General features: G+C 40.2%; 18 protein-coding genes. All 18 read left to right on the top strand.

All coding sequences use genetic code 11. The annotated features are described in order from the left end of the window. Positions 1 to 75 precede the first annotated feature (75 nt). Positions 76 to 1035 (top strand): dockerin type I repeat-containing protein, encoded by a 960-nt coding sequence (locus PLH43_RS02360; RefSeq protein WP_324359679.1) that lies wholly within the window; start codon positions 76 to 78, stop codon positions 1033 to 1035. A 227-nt stretch (positions 1036 to 1262) separates the two neighbouring features. After that, complete coding sequence (hprK, locus tag PLH43_RS02355) at positions 1263 to 2198, top strand: HPr(Ser) kinase/phosphatase (RefSeq protein ID WP_324359677.1); 936 nt, start codon at positions 1263 to 1265, stop codon at positions 2196 to 2198. A gap of 31 nt (positions 2199 to 2229) precedes the next feature. Then, on the top strand, positions 2230 to 2955 hold the full coding sequence (locus PLH43_RS02350) for a phosphatase (protein ID WP_324359674.1): 726 nt from the start codon (positions 2230 to 2232) through the stop codon (positions 2953 to 2955). A 121-nt stretch (positions 2956 to 3076) separates the two neighbouring features. Continuing rightward, on the top strand, positions 3077 to 3991 hold the full coding sequence (gene murB, locus PLH43_RS02345) for a UDP-N-acetylmuramate dehydrogenase (RefSeq protein ID WP_324359672.1): 915 nt from the start codon (positions 3077 to 3079) through the stop codon (positions 3989 to 3991). Between the two features lie 40 nt (positions 3992 to 4031). After that, positions 4032 to 4907, top strand: coding sequence for an RNase adapter RapZ (rapZ, locus tag PLH43_RS02340; protein ID WP_324359670.1), 876 nt, complete (start codon positions 4032 to 4034; stop codon positions 4905 to 4907). Beyond that, entirely contained in the window at positions 4904 to 6223 is a 1320-nt protein-coding gene (locus tag PLH43_RS02335; RefSeq protein ID WP_324359668.1) for a YvcK family protein, read from the top strand. Before rapZ ends, PLH43_RS02335 begins: the two co-directional genes overlap by 4 nt. 25 nt (positions 6224 to 6248) lie before the next feature. Further along, positions 6249 to 8216 (top strand): amylo-alpha-1,6-glucosidase, encoded by a 1968-nt coding sequence (locus PLH43_RS02330; protein ID WP_324359666.1) that lies wholly within the window; start codon positions 6249 to 6251, stop codon positions 8214 to 8216. 96 nt (positions 8217 to 8312) lie between these two features. After that, positions 8313 to 9257, top strand: a complete 945-nt coding sequence (gene whiA / locus PLH43_RS02325) for a DNA-binding protein WhiA (protein WP_324359664.1) — start codon at positions 8313 to 8315, stop codon at positions 9255 to 9257. Positions 9258 to 9259: 2 nt separating this feature from the next. Further along, positions 9260 to 9526, top strand: coding sequence for an HPr family phosphocarrier protein (locus PLH43_RS02320; protein WP_324359662.1), 267 nt, complete (start codon positions 9260 to 9262; stop codon positions 9524 to 9526). 192 nt (positions 9527 to 9718) lie between these two features. Then, positions 9719 to 10054 (top strand): anti-sigma F factor antagonist, encoded by a 336-nt coding sequence (gene spoIIAA / locus PLH43_RS02315; protein WP_324359660.1) that lies wholly within the window; start codon positions 9719 to 9721, stop codon positions 10052 to 10054. A gap of 13 nt (positions 10055 to 10067) precedes the next feature. Then, a complete protein-coding gene (gene spoIIAB / locus PLH43_RS02310) occupies positions 10068 to 10523 on the top strand; it encodes an anti-sigma F factor (RefSeq protein WP_324359658.1) in 456 nt (151 codons plus the stop codon). A 65-nt stretch (positions 10524 to 10588) separates the two neighbouring features. Next, positions 10589 to 11335, top strand: coding sequence for an RNA polymerase sporulation sigma factor SigF (sigF, locus tag PLH43_RS02305; RefSeq protein WP_324359656.1), 747 nt, complete (start codon positions 10589 to 10591; stop codon positions 11333 to 11335). A gap of 153 nt (positions 11336 to 11488) precedes the next feature. Continuing rightward, positions 11489 to 11656, top strand: a complete 168-nt coding sequence (locus PLH43_RS02300; protein WP_324359655.1) for a hypothetical protein — start codon at positions 11489 to 11491, stop codon at positions 11654 to 11656. Positions 11657 to 11693: 37 nt separating this feature from the next. Beyond that, on the top strand, positions 11694 to 12140 hold the full coding sequence (gene spoVAC / locus PLH43_RS02295) for a stage V sporulation protein AC (RefSeq protein ID WP_324359653.1): 447 nt from the start codon (positions 11694 to 11696) through the stop codon (positions 12138 to 12140). A gap of 42 nt (positions 12141 to 12182) precedes the next feature. After that, complete coding sequence (gene spoVAD, locus PLH43_RS02290; RefSeq protein ID WP_324359651.1) at positions 12183 to 13205, top strand: stage V sporulation protein AD; 1023 nt, start codon at positions 12183 to 12185, stop codon at positions 13203 to 13205. A gap of 57 nt (positions 13206 to 13262) precedes the next feature. Next, positions 13263 to 13619, top strand: a complete 357-nt coding sequence (gene spoVAE / locus PLH43_RS02285; protein ID WP_324359683.1) for a stage V sporulation protein AE — start codon at positions 13263 to 13265, stop codon at positions 13617 to 13619. A 47-nt stretch (positions 13620 to 13666) separates the two neighbouring features. Further along, positions 13667 to 14230, top strand: a complete 564-nt coding sequence (locus PLH43_RS02280) for a stage V sporulation protein AE (protein WP_324359649.1) — start codon at positions 13667 to 13669, stop codon at positions 14228 to 14230. A 75-nt stretch (positions 14231 to 14305) separates the two neighbouring features. After that, a complete protein-coding gene (locus PLH43_RS02275) occupies positions 14306 to 14770 on the top strand; it encodes a chemotaxis protein CheX (protein WP_324359647.1) in 465 nt (154 codons plus the stop codon). Positions 14771 to 14916 lie beyond the last annotated feature (146 nt).

Genomic DNA, 14916 nt, shown 5'->3' with positions numbered 1-14916 from the left:
TATTATTGCCTTTGGTAATTTTTCTTTTAAACTATAACTGCAAAAGAAACGAAAATTTCATTTCTACTGGCTGTTTTGCTCCTTGTCACTGCCTTTTTGCCGGCAGCAGCGTTTGCTGAGACATTGGAAGGCACATGGGTAAAGTTTTCACCTAGAAGTGAAAATGTGTTGATTTCTGTAAAACCGGATGACACAGGAGAGTATGTTGCTACTGTAAAGATTAAGTTCGCAAGCACCGGTTACAGAGTTAGCTATGAGGATGTCGTAGCGGTTGAGAAGGGTGCTTTGCCGGATGGTACCCAGAGAATATCTTTCGTAGGTTCGGCTGATATTGAGAAATGGACAGGTAATTCCTTTACAGTTATAACTGAGGAAACTTTGAAATATCATTTGGGCAAGCTCGACAAAGGCATTTATTCCTTTATATTCAAAAGCAATAACTTTAGCAAGGCAATTGAGTTTGCAGTTTCCGAGGGTTATGTGAATTGGATTCCCAAAGACAAAGAAGTATCAATTTCCGTAGTGCCTGACGAGAATGGGGAGTATGTTGCCAATGTCAAGCTTACTCTTCCTCATACGGGCTTTAGAGTAAGCTATGATCCTGTTGGTTCAGCTCCGGAAGAAGATCTTCCGGACGGCTCGGAGAAAGCTCCATTTTTGGGAGCAGCTATTATCGAGGAATGGACGGGACCGGCTCTGCAGGTAATAACCTATAAGGTTCTGAGCTACAATCTGGGCGAGCTTAAACCGGGAATATACTATTTTATGTTTAAATCAAAAGGTTACGAACAGTTATACAAGTTTGAAGTACCTCAAAATGTGCAAATAATTCGCTATGGTGATTTAAATGATGACGGTAATGCTAACTCAACAGATTTTAGATTAATAAGAAAATGCATTCTCGAGAGAAGATATGATCCCAGAGCAGATTTAAATGAAGATGGGATTGTGAATTCGACAGATCTGCAGATATTTAAGAAATACATACTCAAAATTATAAGCGTAATTCCGGTGAAGAAGGGTACTATAGATTAAACGCAAACAGGTGTTTTAACCTGCTAAAGAATACTTAGTGTAAAGTCTAAAGAGGATGGCGAATAATTTGCCATTCTCTTTTTGCATCTTTTCACCTATGTTTATTTTATTGCTATGATATAATATAATAAATTACGGATGATTTTGAGCATAAAATTTTATCAATGACATTATGTAAAGGTAATATTGGGAGGATAAAAATATTTTTATAGCAGGGGGTAATAATTATGTATTCGGTTACGTTAAAGAAGTTAAAGGAAGACCTTTCGCTTGAGCTCATTACAGACGACACAGATAGATTGGAGGATATTCTGGTAAAGTCTACAGATGTAAACAGGCCGGGGCTGCAGCTGGTAGGATATCTGGAGCATTTCGGGACTGACAGAATACAAATGGTGGGAAAGGTTGAGACCAGTTATCTTGCGGGTTTGACATCTGAAGAACGCTATTCCAGATTAGATGAGTTTTTTAAATACGGTTTTCCCTGCATGGTAGTGGCAAGAGGACTTGAGATTTTCCCGGAAATGCTGGAAGTCGCAAAGAAATACGGTATTCCGATTTTTAGGACAAAGGAGACCACATCAAGAATATTGAGTGCCTTAATCAGCTACCTTAATGTTGAGCTTGCTCCCAGGGAAAGAACACACGGAGTACTAGTCGAGGTATATGGAGAAGGTATTCTGATATTGGGAGAAAGCGGTGTCGGTAAAAGTGAGACTGCCTTGGAGCTGGTGAAGAGGGGGCACAGGCTTGTGGCGGATGATGTGGTGGAAATCAGAAAAGTATCCGACAAAACCTTGTTTGGAACTGCTCCCGACGTTATAAGGCATTTTATTGAAATAAGAGGAGTTGGAATACTTGATGTCAAGAACCTATATGGTGTGGGTTCGGTAAAGCTTACCGAAAACATAAACCTTGTTATACAGCTTGAATTCTGGAATGAAAAGAAAAACTATGAACGGTTGGGTTTGGTGGATGAGTATAAGACGATACTGGGAATCGATGTTCCATGCCTTACCATTCCTGTGAGACCGGGTCGAAATCTTGCCATAATTGTGGAAGTGGCAGCTTTGAACAACAGACAGAAGAAATTGGGTTACAATGCCGCCAGGGCTTTAAATGAAAGAGTGTTGGGAGAAATCAGCAAATCATCCGATGAGTAATGTACATGTCTTGATGAATGGAGGAATAATTTTGAAATTTGTAGTTGATACACATACGCACACCATATCCAGCGGACACGCCTACAGCACAGTTCAAGAAATGGCCAAAGAAGCTTCGGCAAACGGTATTGAAATGTTTGCAATTACAGACCACGGTCCTGCTATGAAAGGAGCTCCTTATCTTTATCACTTTGGCAATCTCAGGGTTATACCGGAGGTAATATATGGAGTAAGAATACTAAAGGGAGTGGAGGCAAACATAATTGACTATTCCGGTGGCCTGGATATGCCTGACGAGTATTTGAGGAGACTGGATTTTGTCATTGCAAGTTTTCATGATATTTGTATTGAGTCTAAAACTATGGAAGAGCATACCAGGGCCGTGATAAATGTACTGAAGAATCCCTATGTGGATGCAATTGCACATCCGGGAAATCCGCAGTTTCCGGTAGATATAGAAAGGGTTGTAAGGGAAGCAAAGGAGAACGGAAAACTAATAGAATTAAACAATCATTCTTTTTTGACAAGAAAAGGCTCCGAGGAAAATTGCAAAGAGTTTGCCAGAGAGTGCAAGAGGCAGCAAGTCAAGATAGTGTGCGGAAGCGACTTTCATATCAGTTTTGATGTGGGACGTTTTGACAGGATATACAAGCTTCTAGAGGAGGTAGATATGCCTTCCGAGCTCATTATGAATACATCCGTCGACAAGCTTGATGAATATATTAAACAGAAGAAGGCGAGAATCAAAAGGAAATAAAGTGTAGTCAGCTTAATTTTTGTATAAAATAAATATATTGAATTCTATATGCTGTGCTGCTCAAGTAAAATAATAGTATGGACTGTAAAATGTAAAATAGTTTGGTAAGGAGCTGACGTTATTGGAAAAAGAGCTTTTGGTACGGAGAATTGCGGAGATTGCCGGTCCGGAGAATGTTAAATTAGATGAACCTATGAAGAATCACACTTCATTTAAGGTTGGAGGGCCGGCGGATATTTTTGTTACTCCTATATCTTTTTTACAATTGAGCCAAATTATTAAATTTTGTAAAAGCGAAAACGTTCCGGTGTTTGTTATGGGAAACGGAACAAACTTGATTGTCAGGGATAAAGGAATAAGAGGAGTAGTTATAAAAATATACGATAATCTAAATGAATTTACCGTTAAAGACGATATTATTACTGCATGTGCCGGTGTGCTTCTTTCCGAAATTTCAAAAGTTGCTTATGAGAACGGACTTTCAGGTCTTGAGTTTGCCTCGGGCATACCAGGGACGCTGGGAGGGGCGGTTGCTATGAATGCAGGAGCATACGGAGGCGAAATGAAGGATGTCGTAGTGGAAACCGAATTTATGGATAGTGACGGTGAGATTAAAGTTATCCGGAATGACGAGCACCAGTTTGGGTACAGGACCAGCTTTATCCTGAAAAATTCCGGAATAGTTATTAAGTCTTCAATGAAGCTTAAAAAGGGAAATAAAGAAGAAATAAAAGCTTTGATGGATGATTTGACCCAAAGAAGGCAGGACAAACAGCCTCTGGAGATGCCCAGTGCAGGCAGTGTTTTTAAAAGGCCGGAAGGGTATTTTGCGGGGAAGCTTATTGAAGATTGCGGACTTCGCGGATATCGCATAGGTGGTGCTGAGGTTTCCGGCAAACACTGCGGTTTTATCGTCAATATAGGAAATGCCAAAGCCAAGGATATATTGGATTTAATCGAGCATATTCAAAATACGGTAAAGATGAAATTTGGAGTTGAGATGCAAACAGAAGTGAGAATTGTTGGAGAAGGGTAAAGAGATTCTCACTGACAGACGGATATTTTGGGAGGTACAAATGAGATTACTGATAATTACGGGAATTTCCGGAGCCGGAAAGAGTCTTGTTGTTAAATATTTGGAGGATATAGGTTTTTTCTGTGTGGATAATCTTCCGCCTGTGCTTATAAGCAAATTTGCCGAGATTTGTGTCAAAAGCAGAGGAAAAATAAGCAAAATAGCTCTTGTTATAGATATTAGGGGGGGAGAGCTTTTCAATGACCTTGTTCCCGAGCTTAATGCTTTAAAAGAAGCGGGAATTGATTATGAGATTCTTTTCCTTGATGCGTCGGATCATGTGCTTATTAAAAGGTATAAAGAAAGCAGACGTATTCACCCCCTTGCGGCTGAGGGAAGACTGGTTAAGGGTATAAAAACCGAAAGGGAAATTCTGTCCCAAGTCAGAAAAAACGCAACTTATGTTATTGATACGTCAAATCTTATGCCAAGGCAGCTGAAAGAAGAGATTTTGGCTATATTTGTCGAGGGCAGGAAGTTTGACGGGATGATAGTAAACATTGTTTCCTTTGGCTTTAAATACGGTATTCCTATTGAATGTGACCTGGTTTTTGATGTCAGGTTCATTCCAAACCCTTATTATATAGACAGTATGAGAAATAAAACCGGCAAGGAAGAAGTAGTCAGGGATTATGTGATGGGGTTTGCAGAAACCACTGATTTTCTGACCAAGCTCGAAGATTTACTGGATTTTCTAATACCGAACTATATAAAAGAAGGGAAATCCCAGCTTGTCATAGGAGTGGGATGTACAGGCGGAAGACATAGATCCGTCGCTATTTCCGAAGCATTGTTTTCGTATCTTTGCGGTAAGCAACACAGGGTGTTTATTGACCACAGAGATATAGATAAAGATGGCAGGAGCAAGCGAAAATGAAAAAAATCAATTGGCTGCAAAAAAAACTTCCGGGATATCGATGGTATCCTTTGAGCATTTTCGGAATTATCCTGATTGGTGCAAGCATGTTTTTGGCATATAAGCAGGAAGGCATTTTGGACATAATTTGCTCGATACTCCTTTTTATATCGGGATGTATTTTTATTGTTGCTTCCGTTCGGCTTATTGCAACTGACATGATGTATAAATACATGGGAAACGGTACAAAAGGGATATGCGGCAAAGACAAAGAAAGTTACTCGTATGAAAAGAAAATCCTTGACAAGGGGCCTAAAATAGTGGCAATTGGAGGAGGTACCGGCCTTTCAACTATGCTAAGGGGCCTTAAGGCTTACAGCTCGAATATAACGGCTGTGGTTACGGTTGCCGATGATGGAGGGGGCTCGGGGATTTTGAGACAGGACCTTGGGATACTTCCTCCCGGGGATATACGAAACTGTATTATGGCCCTTGCCAATACCGAGCCCATTATGGAAAAGCTGCTTCAATACAGGTTTCAGGATGGGATGCTGAAAGGACAGAGCTTTGGAAATCTATTTCTTGCAGCGATGGATGGCATTTCTCCAAGCTTTGAACAGGCTGTCCAAAGAATGAGTGATGTTCTTGCAGTAAAGGGAAGGGTACTTCCGGTTACTCTTGAGGACATAAAACTGTGTGCGGAGCTTGAAGACGGATATGTTGTTGCCGGAGAGTCAAAAATCGGCAGTCACAACAGCTTTCACAAATGTGCAATCAGGAAGGTGTATTTGGAGCCCGGAAATGTAAAGCCCTTGGATGAGGTGATAGAAGCAATCGGGGAAGCGGATGTTATTGTCCTAGGCCCGGGAAGTCTCTTTACAAGCATAATTCCCAATCTTTTGGTTGACGGTGTTTGCGAGGCGATAAAAAATTCAAAGGCATTGAAGGTATACGTTTGCAATGTAATGACCCAGCCGGGGGAAACCGACGGATATACCGTTTCCGATCATATAAAGGCACTTGAAAGGCACTCTTTTCAAGGAATTGTTGATTACTGCATTTTTAATACCGCAGATATACCGGAGCTTTTGAAAAAGAAGTATAGTGAGGATGGAGCGCAAATTGTCGGAGTTGACTTTGACGAGTTGGATAGATTGGGAATAAAACTAAGGGGAGGGGACTTTGTCTGCATAAATAACGGTTATATCAGGCATGATACAAGAAGATTGGCACAGACTATCATGGAACTGGTTATAGAGAACGCATTTGGGAAAGACAATAGAAAGTCAGCCGGTTATGTAAATGCAATCAAGCAGTTTAAAAATATGGTTGGATAAAAACTAAAAATACGGAGGAATGATCATGAACTTTGGAAAATCAAGTTGGAGAACTTACGAGCAAGGGATTCAGAGGGAATGGCTTTTGACCAACGGCATTGGAGGGTTTTCCTCTTCAACAATTATAGGTTCAAACGCCAGAAGGTACCATGGACTGTTGGTAGCAGCTTTGAAACCTCCTGTAAGCAGGCACTTGATATTGTCCAAAATTGATGAATGCGTTACTATTGACAATGAATCATTCAATTTGTTTTCCTATGAGGTTCCGGGTTTCACGATGAGTGGATACCATTATTTGGAGCGATTTGAATATGATTTTAATCCAAAGTACATTTACAGAGTGAGGGATGTTTATATTGAAAAGGAAATATGCATGGTGTACGGTGAAAACACTGTTGCGGTAGTTTACCGTATCATAAACGGAAAAAGCAGAACGAATTTAAGACTTACTCCTCTTGTTAACTTCAGGGATTATCATTTTAATTCCAGCAGGGCATATATGAGTTTTTACAGGAAGTTTGACAAGGACGTTTTAATTTTGCGGCCTTCCTGCTACGATATTGACATCAGATTGTATTCTAGTGACGGAAAGTTTACGGAGCTTGACGATACCTGGTTTTACAATATGGATTATGCGGTGGAAAGGGAAAGGGGCCTGTCTTCAACTGAGGACCATTATATACCCGGGTATTATGATGTTGAAATAAAACCTTTGGAAGAAAAATGTATTACTTTTGTTGCAACTGTAGAAAAAAGCATAAACCATAGGGATGGCCAAAAGATAATAGAAAAAGAAAAAAAGAGGCTTAAAAAGCTTATAGATAAAGCCGGATACAAGGATGAACTGGCAAAAAGACTGGTTTTGGCAGCGGACAGCTTTATCGTACATAGAGAATCTACAAATGCAAAAACCATAATTGCCGGATATCCATGGTTTACCGACTGGGGAAGGGATACCATGATAGCGCTTACCGGCCTTACTTTGTCAACCCGGCGTTTTGAGGATGCAAAAGAAATTCTCTATACATTTTCCAAATATGTCAAAGACGGACTTATACCGAATATGTTTCCCGATGCCGGGCATGAGCCGCCATACAACACCGTTGATGCTGCTTTGTGGTATTTTGAAGCTGTAAACAAATATGTAAAATACACCCATGACTATAAATTCATAAAGGAGAATATTTATAAAGGGCTAAAAGAAATAATTGAATTTTACTCAAAAGGAACCCATTTTAATATAAAAGCTGATGAGGATTGTCTAATTACTGCCGGAGATGAGCATACCCAGCTTACATGGATGGATGCAAAAGTGGGTGACTGGGTGGTTACTCCGCGTCATGGCAAAGCTGTGGAAATAAATGCTCTGTGGTACAATGCCTTAAAAGTTATGTCCCAGCTTTCCAAGCATTTTAAGGAAGATTACACATTGTACGATGAGATGGCGGAGAAAGTAAAGAAGTCTTTTGTTGACAGCTTCTGGAATAAGGATAAAAAGTGTCTTTATGATTGTCTGACAGAAAGCTATAAGGATGACAAGGTAAGACCCAATCAGATATTGGCGGTAAGTCTTTCCTATCCGATAATAGAGGGAGAAAAGGCAAAGAGTGTTGTAGACACGGTTTTAAAAGAGCTCTATACTGCTTATGGGCTAAGGAGTCTATCTCCTAAAGAAAAGGAATATGTGGGAGTGTATGTTGGCGACCAATACAGAAGGGACGGAGCATACCATCAAGGCACGGTGTGGACATGGCCTTTGGGGCACTTTATAACTGCATACCTTAAGGTAAATAACTATTCGCCGGAAGCCAAGAAAATGGCATTGAGGTTTATTGAGCCATTTAAGGACCATCTTGAAGATGCTTGTCTCGGTTCCATTTCAGAAATATTTGACGGCAATGAACCGCTGATACCAAGAGGATGCTTTGCCCAGGCGTGGAGTGTGGCAGAGATACTTAGGGCTTATGTTGAGGATGTAATGCAATTAATATAGCTAAAACACTAGAAATTTATTGTGATATAGGGTATAATTTGTGTGCGATTTGTAGCTTTCATAAAAAAGCAATAATTATTATATGAGGTGTCCGCCTTGTCGTTTTCATCTGCAGTTAAAAATGAGTTGTGTAGAATTGAGATGGAGCGCGTAAGCAGCATGTTTGAGCTTGCTGCCGCAGCGAGAATAAGCGGGCTTATAAAGGCTGTTAATACCAATGACATCAATTTAAGGCTTGTAACCGAAAATGCTGCATTTGCCAGAAGAGTGTTTTCGCAGATTAAGGATTTGTATGGGATTAACGCCGAGATAAGCATAAGAAGGAGCCATAAACTTAAAAAAAATATTGTATATATCATCGTGCTCACTTCATCGAAAGGTCTTATGAAGGTGCTTGAGGATATTAACATTAAAGTGTCCGAAAATGTGGAATATGTACCCTATGCTCAACTTATGAAGAAAAAGGAATACAAAAAGGCATATCTTAGGGGTGCATTTTTAGCATCAGGCTCAATGAGTGACCCGGAAAAGACATACCATTTGGAGATAACCTGCCACAACATGACTTTGGCAACTGAAGTCAGTGAGTTGATGGACAGTTTTAAATTAAACTCAAAGGTTACAAAGAGAAAAGGAAACTATGTGGTTTATCTCAAAGAGGGGGAAAACATTGTTGATTTTTTGAATATAATCGGAGCCCATTCTGCGCTTTTAGAGCTTGAAAACATCAGGATTTTAAAAGAAATGCGGAACAATGTCAACAGAATAGTGAACTGTGAAACGGCAAATCTTCAAAAGACAGTCGATGCTTCGGTAAGGCAGGTCGAGAATATCAACTATATTAAAGATAATCTTGGCATTGACAAACTGCCGGAAAATCTCAGGGAAATAGCAAAAATGAGGCTTGATTACAGTGATGCCACTTTAAAAGAGCTTGGAGAAATGCTAAGCCCCCCCCTCGGAAAGTCTGGAGTTAATCATAGATTGAGAAAGCTTGACAAGATTGCTGAGAGCTTAAGAAACAAGAAAGGAGAGTTATGAAAATGGTTGAGAAGACTATTACGATAACTAATCCGGAAGGACTGCATGCGCGACCGGCAGCACTTTTCGTACAAACTGCAGGGAAGTTTACTTCAAGTGTCTGGATTAAGGCGGGAGAAAAAAAGGTAAATGCCAAGAGCATAATGGGACTTATGTCTTTAGCTGTTGCACCGGGTACAGAGGTTGTAATAGGTGCGGAGGGCGAAGATGAGGACAGGGCTGTAAATGAGCTTATTGATCTTGTTACTTCAGGTCTGACCGAGGATTAAATAAAGGAAAACAGCTTTAAAATAAAAAATATCGACAAATTGCAACGGAATTAATATTTTAATGTTGATTTCTGATGCGGTTTGTCGATATTTTTTTGCCCATATTGCAAAACTTTACAATATTCTTTGAAGGGGGAAATAATGTTTTGGAAGAATAAAGGTTAGGACAACTGACAGTGGAGGAGGATAAGCTTGAATATAAAATTATCGAACAGGGGAAATACTTTAGTTGCAACATTAAACGGTGAATTGGACCACCATACCGCCGAATACATAAGGCAGAAATTGGACGCTGAAATGCTGAAGTCCACAACCCAAAACATGGTTTTGGACTTTTCAAAAGTTACTTTTATGGATAGCTCGGGAATTGGAGTGGTTATGGGAAGATATAAAAATATACAGAAGTTAAACGGAAAAATGGCTTTAGCAGGTGTTAACGATAAGATAAAGCGCATTTTTGAAATGTCGGGACTTATGAAATTAATTTCGGCTTATGATAGCATAGATGAAGCTATTAATAAAATGTAAAGGGGTATTAGGGATGAATCCAATAAATGAAGTCAAGCTGGAGTTTGTCAGCAAATCATGTAATGAGGCATTTGCCAGAGTAGTGGCGGCCGCTTTTGTATCTCAAATAGATCCGAATATAGAAGAGCTTGCGGATGTAAAAACGGCAGTTTCTGAAGCAGTGACAAATGCAATAATCCATGGATATGAAAATGAAAAAGGCTTGGTGAAGATGGTCTGCAAGCTCTACGAAGATGCTGTGGAGATAAGTGTGAGCGACGAGGGCAAGGGTATAGAAGATATAGAGAAGGCAAGGGAGCCCATGTATACTTCCAGGCCGGATATGGAAAGGTCCGGCATGGGATTTACAGTAATGGAGAGTTTTATGGACAGGGTTGAGGTTGCGTCCGAGGTTGGCAAAGGTACTACCGTGACAATGTTTAAGACTTTTAAATCCGTCAGGGGTAAAAACGATGCCCCGAAGCAATGATTATTTACAGTATGTGGGACACAGGCAGTTTTATTTATGGAACTAATACCTGAGAGGATATGGGGATGAATATGGACGAATTATATGAAAAGGAAACTCTGGAATTGATAGCAGCTGCCAAAGCAGGAGACAAAGATGCCCAGTCCGTATTGGTGGAGAAAAATGTCGGTCTTGTATGGAGCATTGTACGAAGATTTCAAAACAGAGGGTATGAAGCCGAAGATATTTTCCAAATAGGGTGCATAGGACTTATTAAGGCCATAAACAAATTTGATTGCTCCTTTGATGTAAAATTCTCTACATATGCAGTTCCTATGATAATTGGCGAAATAAAACGCTTTATTCGCGATGACGGAATGATAAAGGTGAGTCGCTCCCTTAAGGAATTGGCAAACAAGGCAAGAATCACGAAAGAAATTATGTCGAAGGAATTGGGGCGCGAGCCGACTGTAGGTGAAATCTCGGAGCAGCTTGGAATTCCTGTTGAAGAGCTGGTTATGGCAATGGAGGCGAATTGTACTCCCGAATCCTTGTATAGTACATTGGGAGAGGGGGACAATTCCTCCAGTCTTCTTATTGATAAAATCGCAAACGAAAGCGACAACCAGGAAATAGACATTGTTGACAGGATTGACTTAAGGAAGGTTTTGGATACTCTAAAGCCAAGAGAAAAGCAGATTATAGTTTTGAGATATTTTAAAGAAAAAACCCAGGTTCAAATTGCAAAAATGCTTGGAATATCCCAAGTACAAGTATCAAGAATTGAGAAGAAAATTTTGGAGGAGATCCGAAAGAAAATAAAATACAACTAATCTGATAATTTTTTTAAAAGTATATTTTTTTTGATACTGCTATATAAAGCAATATGTTCCTGCATATTGTTTTTTTATTTCCTAATAATAAATAATAATCATTTGTATGCAAAGTTTTAAAAAATTTATAGCATAAGGAGATTGGATTTTAATATGACCGAAGCACTAAAAAGGTACAAAATGATTTTAATAATTTTGGGCCTGACAATGGTGATCGCATTTTTAACTCTTGCTATTTTTGCTCAAAAACCTGACAAAGTGCCTTCTAAAGGGATTTTCGTTTTTGCAAATACTAGTGAGGCAGGTGTGATAAAAGTATAGACCTAAGAAAGAGTCTAACAATATTTGGAGGTTTCATATGCAGAAAACGATGACAAATAAAGAGTACCAGTCTTATGTCGAAAAGATGACGCCTAATTCCAAAACAGGAAGAAATGTGCTCAGGGCTTTTTTAGTCGGGGGCCTGATTTGTGTAGTCGGCCAGTTTATATCCAATGTTTTAAAGATGAAGGGCTATGGACAGGAACAGGTTTCCTCGATAGTATCGCTGATAATGATTTTTTTGGGAGCCCTCTTAACAGGGCTTAATATCTATGATGACTTGGGAAGATACGCAGGTGCGGGTTCTATTGTGCCTATAACAGGCTTTGCAAACTCAATAGTCTCTCCTGCAATGGAATTCAAAAGTGAAGGATATGTTATGGGCGTCGGAGCAAGAATGTTTGTTATTGCCGGTCCGGTGTTGGTATATGGCATTTCGACTTCAATAGTTGCAGGAATTATTTACTTTTTATTAAAACAGTGATAATTTGCTGACAATTGCTTCAAAATCGGAGAGGGGTGAATTATGGCTTCTAAAAGATTGGGAAAACAAACCGTAAAGCTTCAAAATCCCCCCAGCATTACTTCAACTGCCTCAATTGTAGGACCGAAAGAGGGAAAAGGACCTTTGAGGCTCTTTTTTGACAATATTATTGAAGATGAGATGTGGGGGGAAAAAAGCTGGGAAAAGGCTGAAAGCAAGCTGATTAGAGAGACCTTTTCAAAGATTCTGCAAAAGGCCGGTAAAACAAGTCAAGAGATTAATTATGTAATTTCGGGAGACTTACTTAATCAATGCATTGCTGCCAATTTTGGGCTCAGAGAGTCGGATGTTCCGTTTTTTGGAGTATATGGTGCCTGCTCCACCATTGCGGAATCGATGAGCATTGGAGCCATGCTGGTTGATGGCGGGTTTGCCGATGATGTAGTGTGCATAACATCCAGTCATTTCTGCTCTGCAGAAAAGCAGTTCCGCTATCCTTTGGAGCTGGGAACTCAGAGGCCGCCCGCCGCACAATGGACGGTAACCGGCTCTGGAGGAGTGCTGCTTTCCGGCAAAGGACCAGGTCCGTATATTACCCATATTACCACAGGCAAAATTGTTGATATGGGAATTAAGGACGCAAACAATATGGGAGCCGCTATGGCACCTGCGGCAGTTGACACAATAGTTACCCATTTTAAAGACACGGGTTTTACTCCGGAGAGCTATGACCTTATATTGACAGGAGACCTTGGTGCCATAGGAAAAGAAATATGTATTGAACTCGTGAAAGAGCAGGGGTTTAATATTGCCAATATTTACAATGATTGTGGCGTGATGATATTCGACCGCGAAAAACAAGACACTCATGCGGGAGGAAGCGGCTGTGGATGTGCAGCAACTGTATTTGCTGGGTTTGTTTACAAGAAACTTATGGACGGAACCTTAAAGAATGTTCTGTTTATTGCCACTGGAGCTTTGTTAAGCCCCGTAAGTACACAACAGGGCGAATCAATACCTTCCATAGCACATGCAATTAGCATTACAACGTCTCTTAATCAATAAGGGAGAGATTAATATGCTATTACTCATTTTTGAGGTGATTATATGGATAATACTATAATGACATACGTAAGTGCGTTTATTGTTGGAGGAGTGATTTGTGCTGTAGGACAGATCCTGATTGACAAGACGAAGCTTACATCGGCCAGAATCCTTGTGCTGTTTGTATCGGCAGGTGCAGTGCTGACAGCTCTGGGAGTTTATCAGAAATTGGTTGAAATTGGCGGTGCTGGAGCTACAATACCGCTTACGGGATTTGGTTACAACCTTGTGACCGGGACGTTCAAGGAAGTTGACAAATTGGGTGTTCTTGGCGCATTTACAGGGGGAGTAAAAGCCGCAGCGGCAGGAATTGCTGCAGCTATATTCTTTGGCTACCTTATGTCCGTTGCCTTTACACCTAAAGCTAAAAGGTAATGGTTTTAATTTAAGTTAAACTTATTTTGAATGCGGGTATGATAATAATGGATAAGAGAAAAGTTATTATTGTCACCGACGGCGATATGGCAGCTAAAGCAGCTTTGGAAGTTGCCGCTTCAAATATTGGAGGAAGGTGTATTTCTTATACTGCCGGAAATCCCACTGTTTTGACGGGATACGAGATAGTTGAGCTTATAAAAGCATCCCAACAGGATCCGGTGATTGTGATGGTGGACGACAAGGGGCGTAAAGGCAGAGGAGCCGGAGAAGCTGCGATGGAATCAATTTTGAACAATAACGATATTGAAGTACTGGGTATAGTGGCAGTGTCCTCCGATGGCAAGGACTGCAACGGGATAAAGCTGACATGCTCTATTACAAGGGAAGGAAAAGTGATTGGGGGCTCGGTGGACAAAAGAGGGGTCCCGACTCGCAATGGAAAGATCTGCGGTGATACTCTAAGTATTTTAAGAGGACGTAAAGATTTGGTTATTGTTGGAATGGGAGATCCGGGAAAAATGGACTTTTATGACTCAATTGAAAAGGGAGCTCCCGTAACTACGAAGGCATTGGAAGAGGTAATAAAGAGAAGTACTGTAAAACACTAAAGTTTTACAGTGCAGACTTTGTACCTGTTGTGTGTGTCCGTTCTATCCAGCAAAAGTGAGAGGTGGTATTGTTTTATGAATGTTGAATACATTAATCCCTTCATAGAAGCAAGTCAAACGGTATTAAAAAAAATTGCCGGAATAGATGTGAAGTTGGGTAGTGTTACTTTAAAAAGCTCTCCATATACGAGCGATAATATTGTAATTTTAGTAGGCCTTACGGGGAAAATCAGGGGGCAGGCAATCTTTGCCATGAATAAAGCGGTTGCTTTGACTGTAGCTTCTGGCATGATGGGAGGGACTCAACTGACGGAGCTGGATGAAATATCAAAAAGCGCCCTGTCGGAGCTGACCAACATGATTCTTGGCAATACTGCCACTATCCTTTATAATAGAGGAGTTGGAGTTGAAATAACTCCACCGTCCTTCCTAATGGGGGAGAATATGCAGATATCGCCTTCGAAAATGAAAACTATATCCATTCCCCTTCTTTTGGACGAAAATAAAAAAATTGAGTTGGATATTTCAGTAGTTGATTAACTTTACAATGTAATTTAAAATAGAGCATAGCGGAACTTGTAAAAACAAGTTTTCGCATGCTCTGTTTTTTGCTTGGCTTTCCGGAATTAAGCCAAAAGGCCAAAATTCCATGTAGAAGCCTTAAATGTCATAAACGGCAGGATTAT

Origin of the sequence: Acetivibrio sp. (assembly GCF_035371925.1) — a bacterium.
GTDB lineage: Bacteria > Bacillota > Clostridia > Acetivibrionales > Acetivibrionaceae > Hungateiclostridium.
Note: the sequence above shows the minus strand (reverse complement) of the source record. Positions and strands in the feature narration are given on the sequence as shown.